This is a genomic window from Brachybacterium paraconglomeratum, assembly GCF_003994255.1.
GTDB classification, from domain to species: domain Bacteria; phylum Actinomycetota; class Actinomycetes; order Actinomycetales; family Dermabacteraceae; genus Brachybacterium; species Brachybacterium conglomeratum.
On sequence record NZ_ML133851.1, the window covers coordinates 561091 to 586395 of the forward strand.

General features: G+C 72.4%; 24 protein-coding genes. 9 read left to right on the top strand and 15 right to left on the bottom strand.

Translation table 11 applies throughout. From position 1 onward, the window contains the following. The first annotated feature begins 70 nt into the window (after positions 1-70). From DS079_RS02540 to DS079_RS02550, 3 genes are read left to right on the top strand one after another with little or no spacing between them, the layout of a single operon-like run. Entirely contained in the window at positions 71-1168 is a 1098-nt protein-coding gene (locus DS079_RS02540) for a GNAT family N-acetyltransferase (protein WP_126984674.1), read from the top strand. A gap of 43 nt (positions 1169-1211) precedes the next feature. Further along, positions 1212-1877 carry a type IV toxin-antitoxin system AbiEi family antitoxin domain-containing protein gene (locus DS079_RS02545; RefSeq protein ID WP_126984675.1) on the top strand — a complete coding sequence of 222 codons (666 nt, stop codon included), beginning with the start codon at positions 1212-1214 and terminating at the stop codon, positions 1875-1877. A gap of 35 nt (positions 1878-1912) precedes the next feature. Then, complete coding sequence (locus DS079_RS02550) at positions 1913-2632, top strand: nucleotidyl transferase AbiEii/AbiGii toxin family protein (protein ID WP_241237518.1); 720 nt, start codon at positions 1913-1915, stop codon at positions 2630-2632. Positions 2633-2732: 100 nt separating this feature from the next. Here the strand turns inward: DS079_RS02550 and guaA are convergent, their stop codons facing one another. The 3 genes from guaA to DS079_RS02565 all read right to left on the bottom strand — a co-directional run bounded on the left by guaA (position 2733) and on the right by DS079_RS02565 (position 5846). Continuing rightward, entirely contained in the window at positions 2733-4334 is a 1602-nt protein-coding gene (gene guaA / locus DS079_RS02555; RefSeq protein WP_126984677.1) for a glutamine-hydrolyzing GMP synthase, read from the bottom strand. Between the two features lie 142 nt (positions 4335-4476). Further along, positions 4477-4878 (bottom strand): DUF3817 domain-containing protein, encoded by a 402-nt coding sequence (locus DS079_RS02560; protein ID WP_083840098.1) that lies wholly within the window; start codon positions 4876-4878, stop codon positions 4477-4479. A 2-nt stretch (positions 4879-4880) separates the two neighbouring features. Then, on the bottom strand, positions 4881-5846 hold the full coding sequence (locus tag DS079_RS02565) for an SURF1 family protein (protein WP_126984678.1): 966 nt from the start codon (positions 5844-5846) through the stop codon (positions 4881-4883). Positions 5847-6077: 231 nt separating this feature from the next. Between DS079_RS02565 and pta the strand changes: the two genes are divergently transcribed. After that, positions 6078-8186, top strand: a complete 2109-nt coding sequence (gene pta / locus DS079_RS02570; protein WP_126984679.1) for a phosphate acetyltransferase — start codon at positions 6078-6080, stop codon at positions 8184-8186. Continuing rightward, a complete protein-coding gene (locus DS079_RS02575) occupies positions 8183-9448 on the top strand; it encodes an acetate kinase (protein WP_126984680.1) in 1266 nt (421 codons plus the stop codon). The genes pta and DS079_RS02575 overlap by 4 nt, the downstream gene beginning before the upstream one ends. 59 nt (positions 9449-9507) lie before the next feature. Here DS079_RS02575 and DS079_RS02580 read toward each other — a convergent pair whose 3' ends face one another. Beyond that, positions 9508-10170, bottom strand: a complete 663-nt coding sequence (locus DS079_RS02580) for a hypothetical protein (protein WP_126984681.1) — start codon at positions 10168-10170, stop codon at positions 9508-9510. 207 nt (positions 10171-10377) lie between these two features. Between DS079_RS02580 and DS079_RS02585 the strand changes: the two genes are divergently transcribed. Next, positions 10378-10947, top strand: coding sequence for a hypothetical protein (locus tag DS079_RS02585; RefSeq protein WP_126984682.1), 570 nt, complete (start codon positions 10378-10380; stop codon positions 10945-10947). 109 nt (positions 10948-11056) lie between these two features. On the opposite strand, the gene DS079_RS02590 is transcribed toward DS079_RS02585, so the two are convergent. The 4 genes from DS079_RS02590 to DS079_RS02605 form a co-directional block, all read right to left on the bottom strand. Then, complete coding sequence (locus DS079_RS02590) at positions 11057-11260, bottom strand: hypothetical protein (protein WP_126984683.1); 204 nt, start codon at positions 11258-11260, stop codon at positions 11057-11059. A gap of 376 nt (positions 11261-11636) precedes the next feature. Continuing rightward, a complete protein-coding gene (locus DS079_RS02595; RefSeq protein WP_126984684.1) occupies positions 11637-12611 on the bottom strand; it encodes a hypothetical protein in 975 nt (324 codons plus the stop codon). Positions 12612-12624: 13 nt separating this feature from the next. Continuing rightward, positions 12625-13734: a GuaB3 family IMP dehydrogenase-related protein gene (locus tag DS079_RS02600; RefSeq protein ID WP_010551200.1), complete on the bottom strand. Its 1110-nt coding sequence runs from the start codon at positions 13732-13734 to the stop codon at positions 12625-12627. A gap of 72 nt (positions 13735-13806) precedes the next feature. Then, on the bottom strand, positions 13807-14517 hold the full coding sequence (locus DS079_RS02605; protein WP_126984685.1) for an exonuclease domain-containing protein: 711 nt from the start codon (positions 14515-14517) through the stop codon (positions 13807-13809). A gap of 121 nt (positions 14518-14638) precedes the next feature. Here DS079_RS02605 and DS079_RS02610 point away from each other — a divergent pair, with 121 nt between their 5' ends. Then, positions 14639-15094, top strand: a complete 456-nt coding sequence (locus DS079_RS02610; RefSeq protein ID WP_053917913.1) for a VOC family protein — start codon at positions 14639-14641, stop codon at positions 15092-15094. Positions 15095-15169: 75 nt separating this feature from the next. Here the strand turns inward: DS079_RS02610 and guaB are convergent, their stop codons facing one another. Then, positions 15170-16669 (bottom strand): IMP dehydrogenase, encoded by a 1500-nt coding sequence (gene guaB / locus DS079_RS02615; protein ID WP_126984686.1) that lies wholly within the window; start codon positions 16667-16669, stop codon positions 15170-15172. Between the two features lie 202 nt (positions 16670-16871). Between guaB and DS079_RS02620 the strand changes: the two genes are divergently transcribed. Beyond that, positions 16872-18530 carry an inorganic phosphate transporter gene (locus DS079_RS02620; protein WP_126984687.1) on the top strand — a complete coding sequence of 553 codons (1659 nt, stop codon included), beginning with the start codon at positions 16872-16874 and terminating at the stop codon, positions 18528-18530. 101 nt (positions 18531-18631) lie between these two features. Here the strand turns inward: DS079_RS02620 and DS079_RS02625 are convergent, their stop codons facing one another. The 5 genes from DS079_RS02625 to groES form a co-directional block, all read right to left on the bottom strand. Beyond that, positions 18632-19402, bottom strand: coding sequence for a hypothetical protein (locus tag DS079_RS02625; RefSeq protein WP_126984688.1), 771 nt, complete (start codon positions 19400-19402; stop codon positions 18632-18634). 16 nt (positions 19403-19418) lie between these two features. Then, on the bottom strand, positions 19419-20294 hold the full coding sequence (locus DS079_RS02630; protein ID WP_241237519.1) for a pseudouridine synthase: 876 nt from the start codon (positions 20292-20294) through the stop codon (positions 19419-19421). 251 nt (positions 20295-20545) lie between these two features. After that, positions 20546-21247, bottom strand: a complete 702-nt coding sequence (locus DS079_RS02635) for a hypothetical protein (protein WP_126984689.1) — start codon at positions 21245-21247, stop codon at positions 20546-20548. Positions 21248-21594: 347 nt separating this feature from the next. Further along, the gene (groL, locus tag DS079_RS02640; protein WP_010551192.1) at positions 21595-23184 is read right to left on the bottom strand and encodes a chaperonin GroEL; all 1590 of its coding nucleotides are present in this window, start codon (positions 23182-23184) and stop codon (positions 21595-21597) included. 3 nt (positions 23185-23187) lie between these two features. Further along, positions 23188-23484, bottom strand: a complete 297-nt coding sequence (gene groES, locus DS079_RS02645; RefSeq protein WP_010551191.1) for a co-chaperone GroES — start codon at positions 23482-23484, stop codon at positions 23188-23190. 638 nt (positions 23485-24122) lie between these two features. On the opposite strand from groES, the gene DS079_RS17005 reads away from it, so the two are divergent. Next, the gene (locus tag DS079_RS17005; RefSeq protein WP_164736073.1) at positions 24123-24287 is read left to right on the top strand and encodes a hypothetical protein; all 165 of its coding nucleotides are present in this window, start codon (positions 24123-24125) and stop codon (positions 24285-24287) included. A 132-nt stretch (positions 24288-24419) separates the two neighbouring features. On the opposite strand, the gene DS079_RS02650 is transcribed toward DS079_RS17005, so the two are convergent. After that, on the bottom strand, positions 24420-25274 hold the full coding sequence (locus DS079_RS02650; RefSeq protein WP_126984690.1) for a metallophosphoesterase family protein: 855 nt from the start codon (positions 25272-25274) through the stop codon (positions 24420-24422). Between the last annotated feature and the right edge of the window lie 31 nt (positions 25275-25305).

The following is a 25305-nucleotide window of genomic DNA, read 5'->3' on the forward strand; positions in this document are numbered from 1 at the left end:
CACGGGCCGGTGCCCGATGCGCCCGGACGAACGCCCAGGCGCCCCGTGCCCGTCGTGAAAAGATGGGCGGATGCTGCTCGTGGATCACTTCCCGCCCGCCCTCCCCGCATCGCTCGAGGGGAGGGTCACCACGCGCCTGCCGATCCCGGCGGACGTCGCCCCGGTGGCCGCGCTGATCACCGCCTCGATGCGCCGCTACGACCCCGAGGCCACACCCGACGAGGCCGGCCTGCGCTCGCGCATGGTGGGGCTGAAGTCGTGGGCCCGACGCCAGGTGGTCGTGGTCCCCGTCGCCGCCGACGGCGCCCCCTCCCTCGACCTGCCGCCGCTGGCCTGGATCTCGCTCGAGGACCGCGCCACCGGCCGCACCAACGTCCAGTTCACGATCGTGTCGGAGGCCCCGGAGCGGGATGCGCTCGCCGTCTCCCTGCTGGACTGGGCCGTCGAGGTCGGCGGGTCGTTCGCCCGCGCCCGCGGCGTGGAGACCTCCAAGCTCACCACCGATGCGAACGAGCTCGACACCGACAAGGAGCGCCTGCTCGCGGCGGCCGGCTACGCACAGGTCCGCACCTGGCTGCACATGCGCCGCCATGTCGAGGCGGAGGAGGCGACGTCGACGCCCGCCCCGCGCGAGGGCACGCGGGTGCGAAGGGTCAACCTCCACGACACGGGCCTGCCGGTCGCCCAGGACGTCCGCACCGTGCACCGGATGCTCGAGGAGTCCTTCGCCGACCACTTCAACTCCTACCGCGAGTCCTTCGCCGAGTTCGCCCAGCGCCTCATCGAGAACCCGGAGCAGGCGGACTGGGACCACTGGTGGATCGCCGAGATCGAGCGGGACGGACGCTGGCTGCCCGCCGGCGGCCTCGTCGCCGCGCCGATGAAGGCCACGGCCACCCGCGGCGAGGGCACCTACCTCGAGTACCTCGGCGTGCACCGCAGCGCCCGCGGCCACGGGGTGGCGAAGTCCCTGTTGCGCGCCGCGATCCGCGATGCCGCCGAGCGAGGACGGGAGTTCGTGGACCTCGAGGTCGACGACGACTCCCCCACCGGCGCCGACGGGATCTACGCCGCGATGGGCTGGGAGACCTTCGAGAGGACCCACTCCTGGCACGCCGTCGCCCCCTCGCACCCCTCGCGCCTGCTCGAGCCGCCGACGGAGGTCTGACGGGAAACCCGGCATTCATCGAGCACAGGTATACGAATGGCGTATGCTCACGCTCAGTGAAAGGGGCGAGATGAAGGATCTGGAGCTCGTGAGGACGATCGCCAGCGCCCCCTTGCGCACGATGCGGTTCCGCGATCTGCAGACCGCCGGGACCAACACGTGGCGTCAGCTGGATTCCCTCGTGTCCGGCGGTGCGCTGCTGCGTCTGGCACATGGCATCTACACCGTCCCTCCCGATGGCCGAGATGCACGGCGCTGGCAGCCCGGGCTGGAGAGCGCTGGATTGGCGATCGCGACGGCGCGGCACGGCGAGCGCCGCACGATCCTCATGGGGATCGGCGCAGCCCGCCACTGGGGTGCCATCCCGCGGGCGATCGGCACCACGGTCATCGCGGTCCCGACCGCAGGCCATCATCCTCTGACGATCGGATCCGGAACCGTCCACTTCGTGCAGCGCGACCTCGACCTCGTCGACGCCGCCCTGGAGGAGACCGAGCTGGGTCGAGCACTGGTCACGACTCCGGAGCAGACACACGTCGACCTGCTCATGCGCCCCGCCCAGGGCGGCGACCGCGACACCTCGCTGACCGCCGCCGAAACTCTCCGCCCGCAGCTGGATCCCGACGAGTACGCGCAGATCATCCGCACGGCGCCCCGGACGAATACCGCGATCCGTCGCACACTCGACGAACTGCGCGCATCACGATGATCTCTCGAGCACCAGGAGTACTCGATACAGGCGAGATGCACGAGATCGCCGAGCTCTTCGGTGTCGGCGAGGCCCAGGTGCGCCGCGACCACGTCATCTCCCACGCACTTGCCGCACTGTCGACTCTCGGGACCGACGACCTCGTCTTCTTCGGCGGCACGGCCCTGTCACGAACTCATCTGCCCGCTCTGCGCCTCTCCGAGGACATCGATCTGATCGCACTCGGCCCTCGGGCCGCCACCGCATCTGCTGTGGGGAAGACGCTCTCACGCCTGTTGCGGAGGAGTCTCGGGCGCCCGCGCTTCGCGCCACCCCTCGAGGAGACGCGAGACGCCGATCCGTCGACGATGACGATCGGATCAGTGCGGGTCCAGATTCAGCTGCTCAGCGCATCGCATCTGCCCCCATGGCCGACCGAGGTCGTCGACCTCGAACAGCGGTACAGCGATGCCCCGCCCGCCACGATGCGCGTTTTCACACCGGCATCCTTCGCCGCCGCCAAACTTGCCGCCTGGCATGACCGAGCCGCGCCGCGCGATCTCTATGACCTCTGGGCTCTGGCCTCCGCCGGGATGATCGATCAGGACGCAGCGACCCTGTTCTCACGCTCCGGTCCACTGACGTCACCGGAGGCGGTCTCGTTCGCACGGCTCCCCACGCCAGAGGAATGGGAGGCCGCGCTCGGTCACCAATGCCGGCCGGCGGTCACCGCCGACGAAGCCGCCGATGCCGTCCGCAGGGCCTGGGTGCGCTGAGCGACCTCGACCCGACGACGAACGGGCCGGGGCCCGAGCCCGCTGTGCGGCGGCTCGGGCCCCGGCCCGTTCGCGGAGGTCGCGGCTCAGGACGCGACGCTCACTCCCACTCGATGGTGCCCGGGGGCTTCGAGGTGATGTCGAGGGTGACGCGGTTGATCTCGGAGACCTCGTTGGTGATGCGGGTCGAGATCCGGGAGAGCACCTCGTAGGGCACCTTGGCCCAGTCCGCGGTCATCGCGTCGTCGCTGGTGACAGGGCGCAGCACGACGGGGTGGCCGTAGGTGCGGCCGTCGCCCTGGACGCCCACGGAGCGCACGTCGGCCAGGAGCACGACGGGGCACTGCCAGATGGTGCGGTCCAGGCCCGCGGCGGTCAGCTCGGCGCGGGCGATCGCGTCGGCCGCGCGCAGGATGTCCAGGCGCTCCTTGGTGACCTCGCCGATGATGCGGATGCCGAGGCCGGGGCCCGGGAAGGGCTGGCGCCAGACGATCTCGTCGGGCAGGCCCAGCTCGGTGCCGACGGCGCGCACCTCGTCCTTGAACAGGGTGCGCAGCGGCTCGACCAGCTCGAAGGAGAGGTCCTCGGGCAGGCCGCCCACGTTGTGGTGGCTCTTGATGTTCGCCGCGCCCTCGCCGCCGCCGGACTCGACGACGTCGGGGTAGAGCGTGCCCTGGACCAGGAATGCCTTGGCCTCGGCGTGGGCCGTGTCGCCCTCGCCCTCGACGACGCCCTGCTCGCGCAGGATCTCCGCCTGGGCCTTCTCGAAGGTGCGGATGAACTCGCGCCCGATGATCTTGCGCTTGGTCTCGGGGTCGGTGACGCCGGCGAGCGCGGTGAGGAACTGCTCCTCGGCGTCGACCATGACGAGCTTCGCCCCGCCGGTGGAGGCGCCGAAGGCCTTCTCGATCTGCTCGGACTCGTCCTGGCGCATCAGGCCGTGGTTCACGTACACGCAGGTGAGGCGGTCGCCGATGGCGCGCTGCACGAGCGCCGCGGCGACGGCGGAGTCCACGCCGCCGGAGAGTCCGCAGATCGCGGTGCCCTCTCCCACCTGGGCGCGGATCCGCTCGACCTGCTCCTCGATGACGTTGCCGGTGGTCCAGGACGGCTCGATGCCCGCGCCGCGGTGGAGGAAGTTCTCCAGCACCTCCTGGCCGCGGTCGGAGTGGCCCACCTCGGGGTGCCACTGCACGCCGTAGAGCCGCTTCTCGCGGTTCTCGAAGGCGGCGACGGGGCTGGCGGAGGAGGTCGCGACGACCTCGAAGCCCTCGGGCGCCGCGGTGACGGAGTCGCCGTGGCTCATCCACACGTTCTGGTCGACGTCCTGGCCGGAGAGCAGCTCGGAGGAGGCGTCGAGGGCCTCGAGGCGGGTCGCGCCGTACTCACGCACGCCCGTCGGGGAGACGGTGCCGCCGGCCGCCGCGGCCATCGACTGGAAGCCGTAGCAGAGCCCGAGCACCGGCACACCGGCCTCGAGCAGGGCCGGGTCCAGGCGGGGCGCGCCCTCGGCGTAGACGGAGCTCGGGCCACCGGAGAGGATGATCGCGCGGGGATCCTTCGCGAGCATCTTCTCGACGGCCATCGAGTGCGGGACGATCTCGGAGTAGACCCGGGCCTCGCGCACGCGACGAGCGATGAGCTGTGCGTACTGGGCGCCGAAGTCGACGACGAGGACGGGGCGCTGGTCGGTGTCGGTCACAGGCGCGAGTCTACGTCGCGCCCGGGCCACGGGGCGCCGCGGTCCGGCTCCCCCGAGGGCGAGCCTGCTCACGCCGGGCCCGCTCCTCGGGCGCGGGCCCGGCACCGCGGCCCCGGACAGGAGGGGTCCGGTCACCCAGCGGTCAGACCCGCTCCTGGTCCTGGATCGTGGGGCGTCGCGCGAGATCGGACTCGACGCGCTGGTGGGTCCAGCGCTCGCCGAAGAACGACAGCACCGGGACGACGCCGAAGAACATCAGCAGCAGCATCCGCGGCAGGCCCCAGCGCATCTTCATCCACAGGTCGAAGCCGAGCACCACGTAGACCATGTAGATCAGGCCGTGGATCGGGGACCACACCGAGGAGACCTGCTCCCAGAACGGGGAGGTCGAGGTGAACCAGGCGTCGCCGCCGAAGACGACATAGCGCATGGTCATGATGCCCACGAGCACCAGCAGCGCGATCCCCTCCACGATGGAGGCCACGCGGAAGCGGGCGAAGGAGGTCCTGGCGGCGACTTCGTCGAGGGGGCGTTCTGCGGGCACGGTCACACGTCCTTGTCGGGGTTCTGCTGGGGGGCGGGGCGGGAGCTCGGGGCGACGCCCGAGGGGGCGAGTCCGGCGGCGTGGTCCGCGCCGGCGGAGCGGTCGGCGGCAGGGTCGGCACTCGGGGCGGAATCGGCACCGTCGGAGGGGCCGGCACCGGCCGACGGCCCGGGGCGGGGCCCGTCGCCGGAGGCCTCGGCGAGCAGCCTCTCGACCTCCTCCCGGCGGTCGTCGAGCTCGTCGCGATAGGCGGTGCGCACCGAGCGCCACCACAGGTACAGGAAGAACACGCCGAACGCCACCCACTGGAAGGAGTAGCCGATGTTCTGCCAGTCCAGGCCGCGGGAGAACTGGGACTCCGCGGCGGGCAGCGCCGAGAGCGGGGCCTCGGCCTCGTCCGGCGCGAGATAGCCGGCGTACATGGGCGAGCCCCACTCGTTGACCAGCAGCGGGGTCGCGATCTCCCGCGCCACCCCGTCGACGACGCCGCCGGAGGCTGACTCGCTCGCCTCGAGGCGTCCGGAGAGGCGGACCTCCCCCTCGGGCGCGGCGGGGGCGAGGGAGGGATCGAGCGCGCCGTCCTCGCCGGTCACGTCCTCGGCGGGCAGCCAGCCGCGGGCCACGGGCAGTCGGGCCTCGGTGCCGTCCTCGAGCTCGACCAGGAAGGCGGTCACCACGATCACGGCGTCTTGCCCCTCGATCCGGCGGCCGGGGACGAGCACCTGCTCGCCGGCGGCGAAGCGTCCGTCGGCCGTGACGATGTCGCCGACGATCTCGTTGGTGACGGCGTCGCCGACGCCGACCACCTCGCGGATGTCGCCGATCTGCTGAGGGCCGTCGGCCTTGTCGGTCAGCGCGCGGTGGGCGCGGTCCCACTGCCATCCGGCGAGGAGACCGCACACGATCGTCGCCACGATCATCAGGGCGAGCAGCCCGAGGAATCGGGGGCGGAGGGCGACGCGGAGCATGGCCACCATGGTACGAGCCGGTGCCCGGACGGGACCTGGAGAGGGACCTCGATCACGTCGGGAACCCATCTCGCCCGGGGCCGGGCCGCCCCACCTGCACCGATGGGATCGCACTCGTCCCGCCGCGGTGCGCGCCGGCCCGTCGGCCGCTCCCCCGTACCCGAGCCGACGGCTCCCGGCCGGGACTCCCGGCCCGGTGCCACGGGAGGGCCGCGCGCCTATGCTGGGGTCGTGTCGCAGAGTGTCTATATCGCCAGCCCGGAGGGGATGACCGGCAAGTCGATGGTGGCTTTCGGTCTGCTCGAAGCCCTCGCCTCCCGATCCGATCGCGTCGGGGTGTTCCGCCCCGTCGTGCGCTCGACGTCCACGCGCGACTACGCGGTGGACCTGCTCATCCGCCATCCCGCCGTCGACCAGGCCTACGAGGACGCGATCGGGGTGGACCACCAGCTGGTGCTGTCCGATCCGGATGCCGCGCACGAGCGGATCCTCGCCCGCCATCGCGAGCTCGCCGAGCGCTACAGCGTGCTGGTCGTGCTCGGCTCGGACTACGACGACCTCGCCAACCCCACCGAGCTCGCCTTCAACGCCGAGGTCGCCGCCAACATGGGCGCGCCGGTGGTGGTGGTGCTCTCGGGGCTGGACCGCAGCCCGGACCAGATCGGGGCGCTCGCGGCGGTCGCCGTCGGCGAGTTCGGCGGTCACCATGCGATGCCGCTGGCCGTCATCGTCAACCGTGCCGAGGCCGCGTCCCTCGACGCCGTGCGCGAGGCCGTCTCGGCGAAGGTGCCCGGCGCGCTGGTCTCCGCGATCCCGGAGAACCCGGTGATCCTGGCACCGACGGTGCAGGAGCTGAAGGACGCGGTGGACGGCTCGCTGCTGATGGGCAATCCCGAGTGGCTCGAGCGCGTCTCCGTGGGCACGGTCATCGCGGCGATGAGCCTGCCCAACGTGCTCACCCGCCTCACCGAGAACTGCACCGTGATCGCCCCCGGCGACCGCTACGACCTGCTCCCCGGACTCGTCATGGCGCAGCAGTCGGGCACCTTCCCCGCGCTCTCCTCGATCGTGCTCACGGGCGGCTACGAGGTGCCCGAGGAGGTGGACCGGCTCATCTCCGGCGTGCAGCAGGACCTGCCGATCATCACCTCGGAGCTGTCCACCTTCGACACCGCGGTGCGGATCGCCCGCTCCCGCGGCCGGCTCAGCGCCGCGAGCGCGCAGAAGCTCGACGCGGCGCGGCGCGCGGTCGCCGAGCACCTGCCCACCGAGGAGCTGCTCTCCGCCCTCGAGGTGACGCGCAGCGAGGTGGTCACCCCGATGATGTTCGAGTTCGAGCTGCTGGCCCGCGCCCGCGGGGAGAAGAAGACGATCGTCCTGCCCGAGGGCGAGGACGAGCGGATCCTCGCCGCGGCGGAGTCGATCCTCGCCCGCGGCGTCGCGGACCTGGTGCTGCTCGGCGAGGAGAACACGATCCGCGCCAAGGCCTCCCAGCTCGGCCACGACATCTCCGAGGCGCGCGTGGTCTCCCCGCACGACCCGGAGCACGTCGAGCGCTACGCGGAGGAGTACGCGCGGCTGCGCGCCAAGAAGGGCGTGACCCTCGAGCAGGCCCGCTCGACGGTCCAGGACGTCTCCTACTTCGGCACGATGATGGTGCAGATGGGCGAGGCCGACGGGATGGTCTCCGGCGCGGTCCACTCCACCGCCCACACGATCCGCCCGTCCTTCGAGATCATCAAGACCAGGCCCGGCGCGAAGATCGTCTCCTCGGTGTTCCTGATGGCGCTCGAGGACCGGGTGCTGGTCTACGGCGACTGCGCCGTGAACCCCGACCCCACCGCCGAGCAGCTCGCGGACATCGCTGTGCAGTCCGCGGCCACCGCCGCGCAGTTCGGCGTGGACCCGCGGATCGCGATGCTCTCCTACTCCACCGGCACCTCGGGCAGCGGCGCCGACGTGGACAAGGTGCGCGAGGCGACCGAGCTGGTGCGCTCCTCCGACGCGTCGCTCGACGTGGAGGGTCCGATCCAGTACGACGCCGCGGTGGACGCCTCGGTCGCCAAGACCAAGCTGCCGGACTCCTCGGTCGCGGGCCGGGCGACGGTGTTCGTCTTCCCCGACCTCAACACCGGCAACAACACCTACAAGGCCGTGCAGCGCTCGGCCGGCGCGATCGCGATCGGCCCCGTCCTGCAGGGGCTGAACAAGCCGGTCAACGACCTCTCCCGCGGAGCGCTCGTGGACGACATCATCAACACCGTCGTGATCACAGCGATCCAGGCCCAGGCGGCCGACGCGGAGAACGCCTCGACGGAGCCGACGAAGGAGAACGCATGACCACCTCCGCCCACGCCTCCTCCGACAGCGCCGAGCATCCCCGGACGATCCCGGACGCCGCGACGGTGCTCGTGCTGAACTCGGGCTCCTCCTCGCTGAAGTTCCAGCTGCTGGACCCGATCGCGGAGGAGGTGTTCGCCTCCGGGATCGTCGAGCGGATCGGCCTGGACGACGGCGTCGCGCGGCTGGAGACTGGCTCGGTCACCCAGCCCTTCTCGGGCGAGGTGCCGAACCACGTCGTGGCCATGGAGGTGGTCATGCGGCTGTTCGAGCAGGCGGGGCTCTCCCTCGAGGAGGCGAACGTGGTGGCGGTCGGCCACCGCGTGGTGCAGGGCGGGGCGCGCTTCTCGGCCCCGAAGCTCATCGACTCCTGGGTGCGGGACCAGATCGCGGACCTCGGCGCGCTCGCGCCGCTGCACAACCCCGCGGCGGTCGACGGGATCGACGCGGCCCGCAAGCTGTTCCCCGCGATCCCGCATGTGGCCGTGTTCGACACCGCCTTCTTCACCTCCCTGCCGGAGGCGGCGCGCACCTATGCGCTGAACAAGCAGGTCGCCGACGAGTACCGGATCCGCCGCTACGGTGCCCACGGCACCAGCCACCGCTACGTCTCCGAGCAGGTCACCGCGTACTTCGCCGCGCAGGGGAAGGACACCTCCGCGCTGCGCCAGATCGTGCTCCACCTCGGCAACGGCGCCTCCGCCTCGGCGGTGCGCGGCGGCGAGCCGATGGACACCTCCATGGGGCTCACCCCGCTCGAAGGCCTCGTGATGGGCACCCGCACCGGGGACATCGACCCGGCCGTGTACGCCCATCTCTCCCGCAGCGCAGGGATGGGCATCGACGAGATCGACACCCTGCTGAACAAGCGCTCCGGCATGCAGGGGCTGTGCGGGATGAGCGACTTCCGCGACATCACCGCCGCGATCCGCGACGGGAACCAGGACGCGGAGCTGGCGATGCAGGTGTACGTGCACCGGCTGCGCAAGTACGTCGGCTCCTACGCCTTCGTGCTCGGCGGCCTCGACGCGATCGCGTTCACCGCCGGGATCGGCGAGAACGTGCCGGAGGTGCGCGAGCGGGTGCTCTCCGGGCTCGAGGGCTTCGGGATCCGCCTGGACCCCGCCCGCAACGCCGAGCGTGCCAAGGGCGTCCGGGTCATCTCGGCCGACGACTCGCCCGTGACGGTGCTGATCGTCCCCACCGACGAGGAGCTCGCGATCGCGCAGCAGGCGCTGGAGGTCGCGCGCTCGAAGCGCTGAGCAGGTCGAGCGGGCGGCGAGGTCGACCCGGCGGAGCACCGCCTCGCGCTCGCACGCGCTCAGGAGCTCGCGTCGGCGTCCGGGGCCTCGTCCTCGTCCAGCACGCTGGTCCCGCTCTCGTAGACGGAGGTCGGCGTGTAGACGCTGTAGGACGACGAGGTCGGGGTGTACAGCGAGCCGACGGCACGCTCGTCCGACGGCGCGGCCTCCGCCGACGCAGCGCCTGATGCCTCAGAATTCCTCGGCGCAGCAGTGGTCGGAGCAGCACCGGTCGGCGCAGCATCGGTCCCAGCGGCACCCGAGACGGCGGCGCTCGTCGGCACCGGGTCCGTCCGTGCGGCGTCGGGCGGGACGGCATCGGGAGTCACGGTCCGGGCGGCATCGGGACCGTCCGCCCCGGTCGCGCTCCGTGTCGCGGCGGCCGCGGCGAGCGCCGAGGCCGTCGCGGCGAGGCCCACGGCGCGGGCCGGTTCCTCCGGGCGCGGGGGTCGGGATCGCCCGGCCGGCCCGTCCTTCGCCGCAGCACCGGTGTCCGGCGAGTCCGTGCGAGTCCGCTGTACGCGGCGCACGGTCCGGGTCCGTGTGACGGACGAGCGGGGCTCCCGGCGAGCGGTCCCGATCCAGGAGTCGTCGCCGGGCTCCTCGTCCTTCGCGTTCAGGTGCTTGATGGCCGCGGCGAAGACCCCGACGACCACCAGCATCAGGACGAAGAATCCCTCCATCGTCGCTCCCCCTCGTCCGTCCACCACCGTCGGTCCGCATCGCTGCGGAGCAGGCCCAGTGTGCCAGGCGCCGCCGCCGCGCGACAGGGCTCACTCGCACGACGGCGCTCTCGTCGAGCGCGACGAGCCGCCCCGGTCGGAGGGCGCCGGTCAGCCGCTTCGCTGGATATCCTGTGCTTCGCATCCATGCGTCCTGAGGGGGAACCGATGACCTATCCGCCTGCCTACGGCCCTGCCCACAGCTACGCCCCGGCCCCGCGCCGTCGCCGTCGTGGGGTGAAGCGCACTGTCTTCGGCGCGCTCGGGCTCGTCGCCAACGCCGTCGGGCTCGTCGTGATGCCGATCGTCGCGGCGCTCATCGGCAGTGCGATGGTCATCGCCGGGAACACCGAGATGACGCCGCTGGACCCCTCCGGGGACACCTTCCAGGCCTCCTCCTGGTCGATGTACACGATCGCCGCGCCTGCGGACGACCACGGCACGACGAGCTGCGAGATCGAGGGCGCGGACATCTCCGTCTCGCCGTCGGAGGCCCAGGATGTCTCAGTGGGGAGCGTGGACGGCGAGCCCTATTACGACCTCTACGACGTGCAGGTCTACGGCGATCAGGAGGTGAGCGTGACCTGCACGGGCACCGAGGCCATCGCCCTCTGGGACGCGGGGATGGGAGGCATCCTGGTGAGCCTCGGGATCGGCGTGCTCCTGCCCGTGGTGCTCGGCCTCATCGCGCTGGTGATGACGATCTGGGGGATCATCGCGCTGGTGCGCTCCGCCTGAGCTCCTGCGCCGAGGAGCCTGCAGCTCGAGATCTCGCAGGGATCCCGACGCGAGGAGCTCGCGTCGCGCAACGGCGCGGCAGTCCGTCGCAGGGGTGCCTCCTCGCCGCTCAGCCGAGGGGGTCCGTGGCGCGTCGCTGCGCGGCCTCGAGGCAGGCGACGGCCCAGCCCTGATGGTCGTGGACGAACTCGTCGCGCCAGGTGATGTGGAGCGCCTCCGCCATCTCCCAGCGGTGCTGCGCGCCGAGCTCGCGGAATGTCCCGCCGGGGATCCGCAGACGCTCCCGCTCCCTGTCGGCCTCCCCGTCGTGCACCGCACCCGGGAGATCCCTCGCGGAGGCGATGCGCTCGGAGCCCTCGGACCGTCCCGCTCCCTCGCCGTCACGGGCGCGGGAGCGAGCACGCCCCTCCTGCTCCGCGTCGCCTCCGTCGCGTCCGCGCGGCGGGGCCGACGCAGCAGGAGCAGGGGCACCTGGACCACGAGCCCCAGGGCGAGGGTGAGCGGGATCAGACCGGAGCCGAGGTCGACCACCCAGCGGATCGAGAACCCCAGCAGGCCCGGCCGCAGCGCCCAGTGGTCCTGGGAGGTGAGGATCCACAGCGCGAGGAAGAACGCGGCTGCGAACAGGAAGTAGCTGCGCCGCAGCTTCGCCTCGAGGCGCTTGTCCTCCTCGGTCATCTCCTCGTCGCTCATCGCCCCTCCTCCCGGTCGCCGTCGTCATCGGAGAGGTCGTCCGTCGCGTCCTCGCCGCCCTGTCCGGAGCTGTACAGGGTGGTGGGGGTGTAGACCGAGCCGATGTCGCCGGGGCTCCACAGCGCGTGATCGGATGCTGCCGGATCCGAGGAGACCGTCGCCTCCCCGCCGACAGGGGCGGACGCCTCGGGATCGGAAGGCACCGCGTCGGAGCGCTCGACGGGCGCGGACTCCCCCACCTCGGTCACCGTCGCTGCCGTCGCCGTCGCGGCCGCCGCCGCGGTCCCCGCCGCCCGGCGGACCTTCGTCGGCCCGTCCCGGCGTGCGCGCAGGATCTCGAGGAAGCCCCGCGCCCCGCCCTCGGTCTCGTAGCGGGTGTGCCAGGGCAGTCCGGCCTCGTCCGCGAGGCCTCGCAGCTCGGCGATCCCGAGCCCGAGCCCCTCCCCCGGCGCAGCACCGGCCACGCCGATGCTGCCGTCGTCGGAGAAGACGAGGGAGCCGAGCCGGTCACGGCCCCGCCTCCCGGAGCGCGGCCTCCGGCCCCGGGCACCGCCCTCACGCGCGCGGCCCGTCCGGGAGTCCGTCGTGCCGGGGCGCGTCGCCCGGGCGTCGTCCGCGCGCGAATCGTCCTGCAGACGCCCGGCACCGGCGGCCTCGTCGTGCCGGGGCCGTCGGCCGAGCGCGACGGCAGCGGGCAGCACGGCCATGATCAGCACGAGCACCACGATCAGCAGCGGCACGAAGTCGTACCTCGCCCAGGAGGCGAGCCGATGGAGCATGTCGAGGCCGGAGGCCTGCGCGCCGCTGCTCATCAGGGATGCGAGGAACCGGTGCAGGTACCAGCCCGGTGCCTCGTAGTCCGCACCGTGGAACGGCCCGTACAGCAGCAGCATCACGACGGCGACGCCGACGAGCCCGAGGCCGAGCACGATGAGCGGACGGCGACCCCTCCTCGCCGCGGGAGCTGTCATCCCCGTGGTCGTCTCAGACGGTGGTGACGACCTCGACCCGCTGGAACTCCTTGAGGTCGAGGTAGCCGGTGGTCGCCATCGCGTGGCGCAGCGCGCCGACGAGGTTGGTGGTGCCGTCGGCGGAGATCGACGGGCCGAAGAGGATCTGCTCGAGCGGGGCGACGGTCCCGACGGGGACGCGGTGGCCGCGGGTGAGCGTGGGGTGGTGCGCCTCGCTGCCCCAGTGGTGGCCGCGGCCGGGCGCCTCCTCGGCGCGGGCCAGGGCCGCGCCGACCATCAGGCCGTCGGCGCCGCAGGCGATCGCCTTGACCAGGTCGCCGCTGCGGCCCAGGCCGCCGTCGGCGATGACGTGCACGTAGCGGCCGCCGGACTCGTCCATGTAGTCGCGGCGGGCGGCGGCGACGTCGGCGACGGCGCTGGCCAGCGGGACCTGGATGCCGAGGGTCTCGCGGGTGGTCTGCGAGGCGCCGCCGCCGAAGCCGACGAGCACGCCCGCGGCGCCGGTGCGCATCAGGTGCAGGGCCGCGGTGTAGGTCGCGCAGCCACCGACGATGACGGGGACGTCGAGCTCGTAGATGAACCGCTTGAGGTTCAGCGGCTCGCGGCCGGTGGAGACGTGCTCGGCGGAGACGGTGGTGCCGCGGATGAAGAACAGATCCACGCCCGCGTCCACGACCGTCTTCCAGTGCTCCTGGGTGCGCTGCGGGGAGAGGGAGCCGGCCGCGGTCACGCCCGCGTCGCGCAGCTGCTGGATGCGGTCGCGGATCAGTTCGGGCTTGATCGGCTCCTCGTAGACTCTGCGCATCACCTCGACCACGCCCTCCTCGGAGGCGGCGGCGATCCGGTCGAACTGCGCGGAGGGGTCCTCGTAGCGGGTCCACAGCCCCTCGAGATCCAGCACGCCGAGTCCGCCGTGCTCGCCGAGCGCGATCGCGGTCTCCGGGGACATCAGGGAGTCCATCGGGGCGGCGAAGATCGGGATGTCGAAGTGGTAGGCGTCCACCTGCCAGGCGGTGGAGACGTCCTCCGGGTCCCGGGTGCGTCGGGAGGGGACCACCGCCACGTCGTCGAAGCTGTAGCTGCGGCGTCCCCGCTTGTTGCGGCCGATCTCGATCTCGCTCATCACACCGGGGAGTCTACCGATCCCGGGGACCGCGGCGGGCCGGCCGCCGGGGAGGGACACCGCCCCGGATCGTCACAGCGGCCAGGCGGTGTTCACGTCCGGGGTCCTGCCCTTCTTCGTGAGCCACTCGTTCATTCCCTCGGCCCAGCGCCCATGCCAGCCCACCTGCTCGCGGTGGAGCTCCGCGAGGGCGGAGGAGGCGACCTGCGGGTACTTCGCGGCGATCGCGCGGACCACGTCCAGGGTGGCGGAGACGTCGACGTCGGCGGTGTGGAGGCGACCGTCCTGCTCGAGGCCGTAGTGGGCGAGGACGTCGGTGAGGGTGCGCTTGCCCTTGCGGTAGCGGTCCACGCCGCGGTCGATGACGAGCCCGTCGATCACGGGCGCGATGTCGTGGCCGAGCCGCTGGACGAGCGTGGGCAGGCCCCGGCGGGTCAGCTCGTTCTCGAGGATCGCCAGGTCGAAGCCGATGTTGAAGGCGACCAGCGGCACGTCCTTCCCGAGCGCCTCGACGATCATGCCCGCGACCTCGTCGAGCGCCTCGGCGGGCTGCATGCCGTGCTCGCGGGCGTGCTCGGTGCTGATCCCGTGCACGCGCTGGGCGGGCTCGGGGATCTCCACCCCCGGGTCGATCAGCCAGGTCGCGACGGTCTCGTTCTCGCGGCCGGGGCCGACGGAGTGCACGAGCGCGACCGTGACGATCCGGTCCCGCTCGACGTTCGTGCCGGTGGTCTCGGTGTCGAAGCCCAGCAGCGGGGCGTCGATCCAGGAGGGGGTGCTCATGCCCTCAAGACTAGAGCCCGGCGCCCGTGGTCCGTCCCGCACGGCGAGCGCTGTGGACGTGAGGGCCGTGGGGAGGAATGATCACGGGGCACGCCCCGCTTCCCGACCTCGAGGAGACCCGATGACCGCTCCCGCCCTGTACCTGCACCTGCCCGGCACCGCCGCCGAGGCGCTCGAGTTCTACCAGGGGGTCTTCGGCGGGGAGACCTCGACCGCGACCTATGCCGAGTTCGGTCGGACCGACGGCCCCGGCTCCGCGGTCGCCCACGGCACGCTGAGCGGTGCGGTGGACCTGTACGTCTCCGACGCGGGCGAGCACGACGAGCCGTTCTCCGCCCGCGGGCTCATGGTCGCGCTGCTCGGTGCGGCCGAGCCCACCACGCTGCGCACCTGGTTCGCGGCGCTCGCCGAGGGAGGCGACGTGGTCGACCCGCTGCAGCGGCGCGACTGGGGCGCTTCCGACGGCCAGGTCCGCGACCGCTACGGGGTGCTGTGGCTGATCGGCTACGAGCACGGCACGGACCCGACGGCCGACGCCACCAGCACGCAGGGGGACACCACCATCACGCAGGAGTGACCGGGCCGCCGGCCGACGGAGCGCAGCACCGCCGGGTGCCCGATGACGTCGGCGCGACGAGCCCGGCGGCCTCGCTCAGAGCGAGGAGTAGTTCGGGGCCTCCATGATCGCGGCCATGTCGTGGGGATGCGACTCCTTGAGCCCGGCCGCGGTGATGCGCACGAACTTCCCGCGCTCCTTCAGCTCGGGCACGGTGTTCGCGCCGACGTAGAACATCGACTGGTGCAGCCCGCCGATGAGCTGGTGGACGACGGAGCCGAGCTGCCCCTTGTAGGAGACTCGGCCCTCGATGCCCTCGGGGACGATCTTGTCGTCGCTGGGGACGTCGGCCTGGAAGTAGCGGTCCTTGGAGAAGGACTTCTTGCCGCGCGAGGACATCGCGCCGAGCGAGCCCATGCCGCGGTAGGCCTTGTACTGCTTGCCGCCGACGAGCACGACCTCGCCCGGGGACTCCTCGGTGCCGGCCAGCAGGGAGCCGACCATGACGGTGTCGGCGCCGGCGACGAGCGCCTTGGCGATGTCGCCGGAGTACTGCAGGCCGCCGTCGCCGATCAGCGGCACGCCCGCGGGGCCGCAGGCCTTGGCGGCCTCGTGGATCGCGGTGACCTGCGGGACGCCGACGCCGGCGACCACGCGGGTGGTGCAGATGGAGCCGGGGCCCACGCCGACCTTGACAGCGTCGGCACCTGCGTCGACGAGCGCCTGTGCGCCCTCGCGGGTGGCGACGTTGCCGCCGATGATCTGGACGTCGGCGAAGCAGGGGTCGTTCTTCAGGGTGCGGATCATCTCCAGCGCCAGGCGGGCGTGGCCGTTGGCGGTGTCGACGACGAGCACGTCGGCGCCGGCGTCGCGCAGCTGGCCGGCGCGCTCGAGGGAGTCGCCGAAGAAGCCGACGCCCGCGCCGACGAGGAGGCGGCCCTGGCTGTCCTTGGAGGCGTCGGGGAACTGCTCGGACTTCACGAAGTCCTTCACGGTGATCAGCCCGGTCAGGCGGCCCTCGGCGTCGATCAGCGGGAGGCGCTCGCGCTTGTTCCTGCGCAGCAGGGCGGTGGCCTGCTCGGGGGTGACGTCCTCCGGCGCGGTGAACAGCTCGGTGGTCATCACGTCGGCGACGCGGGTGGTGGACCACTCGGCGACGGGGATGAAGCGCAGATCGCGGTTGGTGCAGATGCCCAGCAGGCGCTGGCCCTGGTCGACGACGGGGAGGCCGGAGACCCGGAACTGGCCGCACAGGGCGTCGAAGTCCTCGAGGGTCGCCTCGGGGCCGATCGTGACGGGGTTCGTGATGCGGCCGGTCTGGGTGCGCTTGACGAGGTCGACCTGGTGGGCCTGGTCCTCGATGGAGAGGTTGCGGTGGAGGATGCCGATGCCGCCGTGGCGGGCCATCGCGATCGCCATCCGCGACTCGGTCACGGTGTCCATCGCGGCGCTGGCGAGGGGGAGCTTGAGGGTGATCTCCCTGGTGAGCCGGGAGGAGGTGTCCGCCTCGGAGGGGATCACGTCGGTCTCCCCGGGAAGCAGCAGGACGTCGTCGTAGGTCAGGCCGATGAAACCGAAGGGATCCGCGCTCGTCATGCAGAAATGCTACGTCCCGGAGAACCGGGGCGGGCAGGCCGTCCGACGTGGGAACGGCCACGTCCGCGACCCGGCCCCACCCCGGGAGTTCACCCCGATGTCACCACGAGGACACTTCTGGGCCTAGAGTGGCCGCGGCGCGCGAGGGCCGTCCGGCTCCCGCGCCCCTCCCCCCGCCCCTCCTCACCCCGGGAACGCGACGATGGCACGCACCTCCGCCCAGGACTCGACCGACGCCCCAGTGACCAAGGGCTTCCTCGGTCCCGACCGCAACTGGCACGTCGGTGCCGGGCTGATGACCCTCGCGACCGTGGTCGCGTTCACGATCTGGGCCTTCACCCACACCGGCACCGACGTCAACGCCTTCCTGCTGATCCTCGCGATCGCGTTCGGGCTGTTCATGGCGTTCAACATCGGCGGCAACGACGTCGCGAACTCCTTCGGCACGAGCGTCGGCGCCGGCACCCTGACCATGAAGCAGGCGCTCGTCGTCGCGGCGGTCTTCGAGGTCTCCGGCGCCGTGCTCGCCGGCGGCTCCGTCACCGAGACCGTGCGCAGCGGCATCGTGGACCTCGAGGGGATGGCGATCGACCCGCTCGCCTTCGCGCTGATCATGATGTCGGCCCTGCTGGGCGCCGCGGTGTGGCTGCTGCTGGCGACCAGGATGGGCTGGCCGGTCTCCACCACGCACGCGATCATCGGCGGCATCGTCGGCGCGGCGGTGACGACCGGCCTGGTCACGGGCACCGGCGGCTTCGCCATGGTGCACTGGGGTGAGATCGGGAAGATCGCCGTGTCCTGGATCCTCTCCCCGCTGCTGGGCGGCATCGCCTCCTTCCTCCTGTTCGGGGCGATCAAGCGCCGGATCCTCGCCCCCGCCGCCCGCGCGATCGCGCTCGGCTCCCGCGGCTACGACGACGCGGAGGACGACGAGGACGACGAGGACGACGACGATGAGGAAGACGACGCGGACGAGTCGTGGCAGCGCCACGTGCCCGCCTCCGAGCGCATGACCGAGCTGCAGCAGTCCGCCTTCGCCGAGTCCGCGGCGCTGGACCTCACCCCGGGCGGCCCCGGCGCCGAGCTCATCGAGGCCTCCGCGAACCTCACCAAGAAGGAGCGCAAGGCGGCCCGCAAGGTGGAGCGCAAGGCCGCCTACCACGCCCTGGAGAAGCGGGTCCCGCCGCTGGCCGCCGGCGCCGCAATGCTGCTGGCCGCGATGCTGGTGTTCAAAGGCCTGGACAACGTGGGGCTGAACATCTCCGTCGGCGGCGGCGTGCTGATGCTGGTCATGCTCGCGCTCGGGGTGTGGATGGCGACGACGATCTTCGCGCGCGCCCTGAAGAAGCAGTCGATCTCGCGCGCCACCTTCATCATGTTCAGCTGGATGCAGGTGTTCACCGCCTGCGCCTTCGCCTTCTCCCACGGCGCCAACGACATCGCCAACGCGATCGGCCCCTTCGTGGCGGTCCTCGACGTGCTGAAGACCGGGCAGATCGGCGCGGAGGCCGCGGTGCCCACCGCCGCCCTGATCGCCTTCGGCATCGCGCTGGTCTCGGGTCTGTGGTTCGTGGGCCGCAAGGTGATCCACACCGTCGGCACCGGCCTGACCGCGATGCACCCCTCCTCCGGCTTCGCCGCGGAGCTGGCGGCGGCGACGATCGTGCTGCTCGCCTCGGTGCTGGGCCTGCCCGTCTCCTCCACGCACATCCTGATCGGCGCAGTGCTCGGCGTCGGCATCGTCAACCACGCCGCGAACTGGCGGCTCATGCGGCCGATCTTCCTCGCCTGGATCATCACCCTGCCCGCCGCCGCAGGCATCGGCGCGGCGGTCGTGCTGGTGCTGCGCGCGATGTTCTGAGGCCCCTGCCTCGGCGGCGCACCGCCCGCAGCCCGCCGACGCGGCTCCTGCGCCCCGCACCCCGGCCGCGTCCTCCAGGACGCCGCCGGGGTGCGGTCGTCTCAGGGGCGCGGATCGCCGTCCCGGGGCTCCTCCCGCCCGCCGAGCACCCGTCGCACCCGGTCGAACTCGGCCTGGAAGGCGTCCTCGTCGTGCGCGTACTCCTCCCGCCAGGGCATGCCGAGGCGGGCGGCGAGCTCACGATGCGCCGCCTCGACGCGGCCGCGCCGCTCCTCGCGCACGAGCACCTCGCGCGGCGGCGCCGGACGGAATCCCGCCGCGGCCTGCAGGACGCGCAGCCCGTCGAAGGAGGCGGCGTCCCAGCCGATCTCCGGCACGACCCACTGCCGCACCTCCTGCTGCTCCGGCGCGCGCACGCCGATCAGCCCGAGGCTGCCGCGCACCGCCTCCCCCACCGCGTATTCGACCTCGCCGAGCGCGGCGCGGTCGCGGGTGCGCAGCCCCTTGCGCAGGCGCAGGGTGCGCGCCTGCTCGTCGAGGAGCACGACGGTGCGGGTCAGCAGCAGCGGCACCAGCGCCCACAGCGCGAACAGGGCCCAGAGGGCGAGCGCGCCGAGCAGCAGCTGGGTCCAGGCCGGGGCGAGCAGCTGCTCGAGCAGCCCGTCGTGCCCGTCCCGGAGCCGGGAGATCCGCCACTGCTGGAATCCCGCGCCGGCGAAGGGGCTCAGCAGCAGGGAGACCAGCGGCAGTCCGATCAGCGCGCCGGGCAGGTAGCGGCCACGGACCGAGGGGCCGACGAGCACCTCGCCGGTGCGGGTGCGCCGCGGGGCGGGGACGGTCGGGGCGGGGTCCGCGGGCGGGGTCGTGCTCACGATGACCAGCGTACGGTCAGGTGCCTGGGGGCTCGCCCGGGGCGAGGCCCCCGAGCAGCTGCCCGCTGCGGAACTCCCTCGTCCCACCGGTCACCGGATCGGTGAAGGCGAGCGAGCGGGCCAGCAGCTGGAGCGGCCCGGCCGGCTCCGGGGAGGGCTCGGGGTAGAGGTCCTCCCCGGCGATCGGGGCGCCGCGTGAGGAGAGCTGGAGGCGCAGCTGGTGAGTGCGTCCGGTGCGGGGGCGCAGCCCCAGCAGCAGCGCCCTATCTTTCGCGGGGCCGTCCCCCTCGGAGTCGCCCGCGGCGAGCACCTCGAGCTCGGTGTGCGCGTTCGGCGCGCCGGGCACGATCCTCGCGGTGAGCTCCCCACGGCACTTCTCCATCCGGTCCGCGAGCTCGGTCCGCTCCCCGACTTCCTGCGGCAGCGTGCACCCGGGGCCGGGCAGCACGAGCGCCTCGTAGCGCTTGTCGACCTCTCGCCTCGCGAAGAGCTGCTGATAGGCGCTGCGCTCCTCGGGACGCACCCCGAAGGCGAGCACCCCGGCGGTGCGACGGTCCAGGCGGTGCAGCGGCACCAGCTGCTCGATCCCCGTGTCGCGGCGCAGGCGGACCAGGGCGCTGGCGAGCACATGGGCGCCGCGCGGCATGGTCGCCACGTCATGGGGCTTGTCGATCACCAGCAGGTGCTCGTCGCGGAAGAGGATCGGCAGCGGCTCGGCCGGCACCTCCTCCGGGCGCAGCTCGCGGTGGAACCACAGCTCGTCGCCGGCGCCGACGGCATCGTCGGCCGCCCACGCGCGCCCGCGGGCGTCGACCACCTCCCCGGCGGCGAAGCGCTCGGCCAGCGGCGTGGCGGCCGGGTCCGCAAGGGCGGGGAAACGTGCGAGGAGCATCGAGGCCGCCGGTCCGACGGGAGCGTCCTTCGGCACGAGCCAGCGCACCGCGTCCAGACCGTCCCGCTGCGGCAGCGGGGGCGGGAGCCGGCGGGCGCGGCGGCGGGCGGCGCGGCCGGGCCCGCGCCCCTCCCCCGGCCCGCCCGTCCGCGCCCCGTCCGTCGGCCCTGCGCCCGACGGCGCCCCGCCCGACGGGCCCTCCTTCGGCAAGCCGGCCGCCGACCGCCCGGTCGACGTCGGGCCCTGCGGCGTCACAGCCCCCACACGGCGAAGGTCAGCACGTTGTGGCCGATGTAGAACGCCAGCAGCGCGAACAGCAGCAGCGTGGGGTGGCGGTCCACGAAGGTCAGCGCCTGCGGGGCCTCGCGCCTCAGCTCGGCGGGGGTGATCGCATCGATGTGCTCGATGCGGATCCCCGCCTCGCGTGCCCGCTGCAGCGCCATCCGCTGCGCCCTCTCGCCGAAGAAGCGGCTCGAGACGGCGAGGAGCCGTCGGCCCTGGTGGTCCAGCACGTAGACGCCGTCGTAGGCGGTCTCCGGCGGGTCGAGCATCTCCGAGGGACCGGAGCCGCGGGCGATGTCCCGCACCGCGATCACGGAGCCGACCTCGTCCCAGCGGGCCCTGCGCGTGGGCCGGAAGAGGCTGCGCAGCTGGAAGCCGTCCTCGTCCAGCTGCAGCCACAAAGTCACCACCCGCAGGGTCATCACGCTCGAGACGACGGCGACCAGCACCCACAGCACCAGCGGGAGGGTGAACAGGGCATCGTGCATGAGCTCCGGATGGCGCCAGAGCCGCTGCCCGACGAAGCTGATGATCACGAGGAACTCGAGCACGACCGCGAACACGAGGCCGATGATCAGCGCCCCGATCACCACAGCCGCGGGCGGCCCGTAGGTCCGCGTGGGGAGGTCCCCTCCGGCGGCTGGGGGCAGCGTGTCCGGCGTGCTCGTCACCACTGCTCCTCCGACTCTCGTTCCAAGGACGGTCCCGGCGCATCCCGGCCGGGTCCGCTCATCTTAGGACTCGCACAGGACCGGCGAGGGGATTGACCCGAGGAACGGACGTGTCCGTCGGCCCTGGTGGGACCAGGGCCGACGGGCACGTCATGGGAGGGCCGTGCGGCCGGGCCCCCTCGCGCTCCTCGCGCCTGTCGCGGGCAGGTCGGTCTCCTCGGGCGCGGGCCGGCCGAAGGGCGTGGCCCCGCGCGCACGACGACGGGGCGGGCGGCGCGGGGCTGCCCGCACCGCCCGCCCCGTCGGGTCGGACGCGATCGGCGGACGCCGATCGTCGACTAGGGGGATCAGGCCTCCTCGTCCTCGTCCTTCTTCTCGATGACCAGGGTCTCGGTGGTCAGCACCATGCCCGCGATCGAGGCCGCGTTCCGCAGGGCGGAGCGGGTGACCTTGACCGGGTCGATGATGCCGGCGGAGACCAGGTCGACGTACTCGCCGGTCGCGGCGTTCAGGCCGGTGCCGACCTGCGCCTCCTTGACCTTCTCCACGACGACGTAGCCCTCGAGGCCCGCGTTCTCGGAGATCCAGCGCAGCGGCTCGACGACCGCACGGGCCACGGCGCGCACGCCCACGGCCTCGTCACCGGTCAGGCCGAGGTCGTCGACCAGGACGGAGGACGCCTGCACGATGGCGGAGCCGCCGCCGGCGACGATTCCCTCCTCGATGGCAGCGCGGGTCGCGGAGACCGCGTCCTCGATGCGCATCTTCTTCTCCTTGAGCTCCACCTCGGTGTGAGCCCCGACCTTGATCACGGACACGCCGCCGGCCAGCTTCGCGAGGCGCTCCTGGAGCTTCTCGCGATCCCAGTCGGAGTCGGTGTTCTCGATCTCGGCACGGATCTGCGCGACGCGATCGGCCACGGCCTGGTCGTCGCCGGCCCCGCCCACGATGGTGGTGGAGTCCTTGGTGACGACGACGCGACCGGCATGGCCGAGCACGTCGGTGTCGACGGTCTTGAGATCCAGGCCGAGGTCGGAGGTGATGACCTGGGCGCCGGTGAGCACGGCGATGTCCTGGAGCATGGCCTTGCGGCGGTCGCCGAAGGCGGGAGCCTTGACGGCCGCACCCTTGAAGGCGCCGCGGATCTTGTTGACGACCAGCGTGGACAGGGCCTCGCCGTCGACATCCTCGGCGATGATGAACAGCGGCTTGCCGCCCTCCACCACCTTCTCGAGCAGCGGCAGGATGTCGGCCACGGCCGAGATCTTGCCCTGGTGCAGCAGCACCTGCGCGTCCTCGAGGACGACCTCCTGGCGGTCCGCGTCGGTGACGAAGTGCGGGGAGATGAAGCCCTTGTCGAACTGCATGCCCTCGGTGAAGTCGAGCTCCATCGCGGTGGTGGAGGACTCCTCCACCGTGATGACGCCGTCCTTGCCGACCTTGTCGAAGGCCTCGGCGAGCAGGTCGCCGATCTCGCGGTCCTGGCTCGAGACCGAGGCGACCGACGCGATCTGGGCCTTGCCGTCGACCGGGGTCGAGATCTCCCCGAGCTTCTCGGAGAGCGCCTCGACGGCCTTCTCGATGCCGCGCTTGAGGGCGGCGGGCGCCGCGCCCGAGGCGACGTTGCGCAGGCCCTCGTGCACGATGGCCTGGGCGAGGACGGTGGCAGTCGTGGTGCCGTCGCCGGCCACGTCGTTGGTCTTGGTCGCGACCTCCTTGGTGAGCTGAGCGCCGAGGTTCTCGTAGGGATCCTCGAGCTCGATCTCACGGGCGATGGTCACGCCGTCGTTGGTGATGGTGGGGGCGCCCCACTTCTTGTCGAGGACGACGTTGCGGCCCTTGGGCCCGAGCGTCACCTTGACGGTGTTGGCGAGCTTGTCCACGCCCCGCTCGAGCGCGCGGCGCGCGTCCTCGTTGTACAGGATCTCCTTGGCCATGGATCAGGCCTCGATGATCGCGAGGATGTCGCGCGCGCCGAGGACCAGGAACTCCTCGTTGCCGTACTTGAGCTCGGTGCCGCCGTACTTGGAGAAGACGACCTTGTCGCCGACCTTGACGTCCATGGGGACACGCTCGCCCTTGTCGTCGAAGCGACCGGCGCCGACGGCGACGACCTCGCCCTCCTGGGGCTTCTCCTTCGCGGTGTCCGGGATGACCAGGCCGGAGGCGGTGGTCTGCTCCGCCTCGAGCGGCTTGACGACGACGCGGTCCTCGAGGGGCTTGATGGAGACCGACATGCGGCTCACTCCTTCATGAAGAGACTGACTCTGTATGAGTTCGGGGTCGGGTCCCGGGTCCGATCGTCGTCGCGGTGCCGACCGGGGCGGGTCCCTCGTAGCAGCTTCTGGCACTCTCTGCCGTCGACTGCCAACGGCGCCCACTGTAGGACGAGGGCTGGCACTCACGCAAGGCGAGTGCTAAATCTGGGCCGGGTGTCGGCTCGATGCGTCGCGCTGCGCGCGTCGCCGCAGGCCACGCGCCAGGAGAGAGCCGCGCCCGCACACGACCTTCCCCGGCTCCACCGGCGCCGCGATCCCGGGGAGCGCGGCGATGGAGCTGACGACGAGCCGACTGCCGCGTCTCCAACTCCGCTCCTTCGGCTGCTCCGCTCCTGGGGCTGCGCGAACCCCTGGGGGTCGGCCTCGAGGGTCCGAGCTCGAAGGCCACGGCTTTCTCGTCACCCGCCCCTCACCCCGAGCGGCTCGAGGGATGCCCAGGTCACACCCTTCTTGTGAACCCGATAACTTGTCGTCCCCGAAGGCGTGACGCCACGCCCCGCGCGCGATAGGACTGGGGATGTCGAGACCGACGGCGCACCTGCGATCCAGGGCCCGTCCGCAACGCTCACGCCCCTCCGAACCCGAGGAGATCCTCCATGGCCTTCATCCGCACCCTCCGCTCCGCCCTCCGTCGCCGCGACGACCAGCTCGCGCAGCACATCGTCGAGACGGGCACGCACCGCGACCATCGCGCCGATGCCACCGCCTCCGTCGCCCGTCACGGCTCCCAGGGCATCCGGCCCTACGGCTTCGGCTACTGATCTCCCCGGCGGGCGCCTCGCGCCGCCGCCGACGACGCCCCTGCAGGCAGTGCCTGCAGGGGCGTCGTGCAAGGCGCGGCCGCCAGGACGCTCCGTGTCCGGCCCCGGAGCGGCCGGGCGAGGTCCCGCCGCTCAGCGCCCGGCGGCCTCGAGGATCTGCGCGACCTGATCGGGGGTGAAGCGGTAGACCGGGCGCTCCGCATCGGCGAGGGTGTCGCCGGCGTTCGGGAACACCGAGCTGACCACGCGCGGCGCCCCCTCCCCGAGCTCCACCAGGCTCACGCCGGACAGAGCGAGCGACTGCTCGTCCGCGCCCGCTCCGACGGGGTCGACCACGTTGGTGATCCCGGGGGCGACGTGCACCGGGATCCCGGCGATCTCGCCGGTCATCTCGTGGTGGTAGTGGCCCGAGAGCACGATCCGCACGTCAGAGCCGCCGAGCCCGGCGGCGAGCTCGTCGAGCCCGTCGAGGTCGAGGCCGCGCAGCAGCGGGGTCGCCGCGACGAGCGGAGGGTGGTGGATCGCGAGCACGGTCCCGCCGGGCGCGGGCTCGGCGAGGACTCCGCGCAGCCAGTCCAGCTGCTCGGGATCGAGGTGGCCGTAGCCGGCGCCGGGGACGCTCGAATCGAGCACGACCACGCGGGCCCCACCGGCGAGCGGCACGACCCGGTCCTGGCTCGGCGCGGTCCGCTCGCCCGGGGCGACCGCCTCGCCGTAGACGGCGGAGACGTCGTGGTTGCCCATGACGATCGCGAGCGGCGCGTCGAGAGCGGCGGCGAAGGGGTCGAGGATCTCGTGGAGCAGTCGGTAGCTCTCGGCGGTGCCGTCCTCGGAGGCGTCGCCGGTGTGGACCACGGCGTCGATGTCCGCAAGGCCCTCCAGACGGGCCAGGAGGCCGCGCAGGGCGGCGGTGGTGTCGATCCGGTCGTAGTGGCGGGCGTCCCGGTCGCCGTAGAGGTGCGTGTCGGTCAGGTGCAGGATGCGCATGCCGGGAACGGTAGCGGCCGCAGGTGTCGCG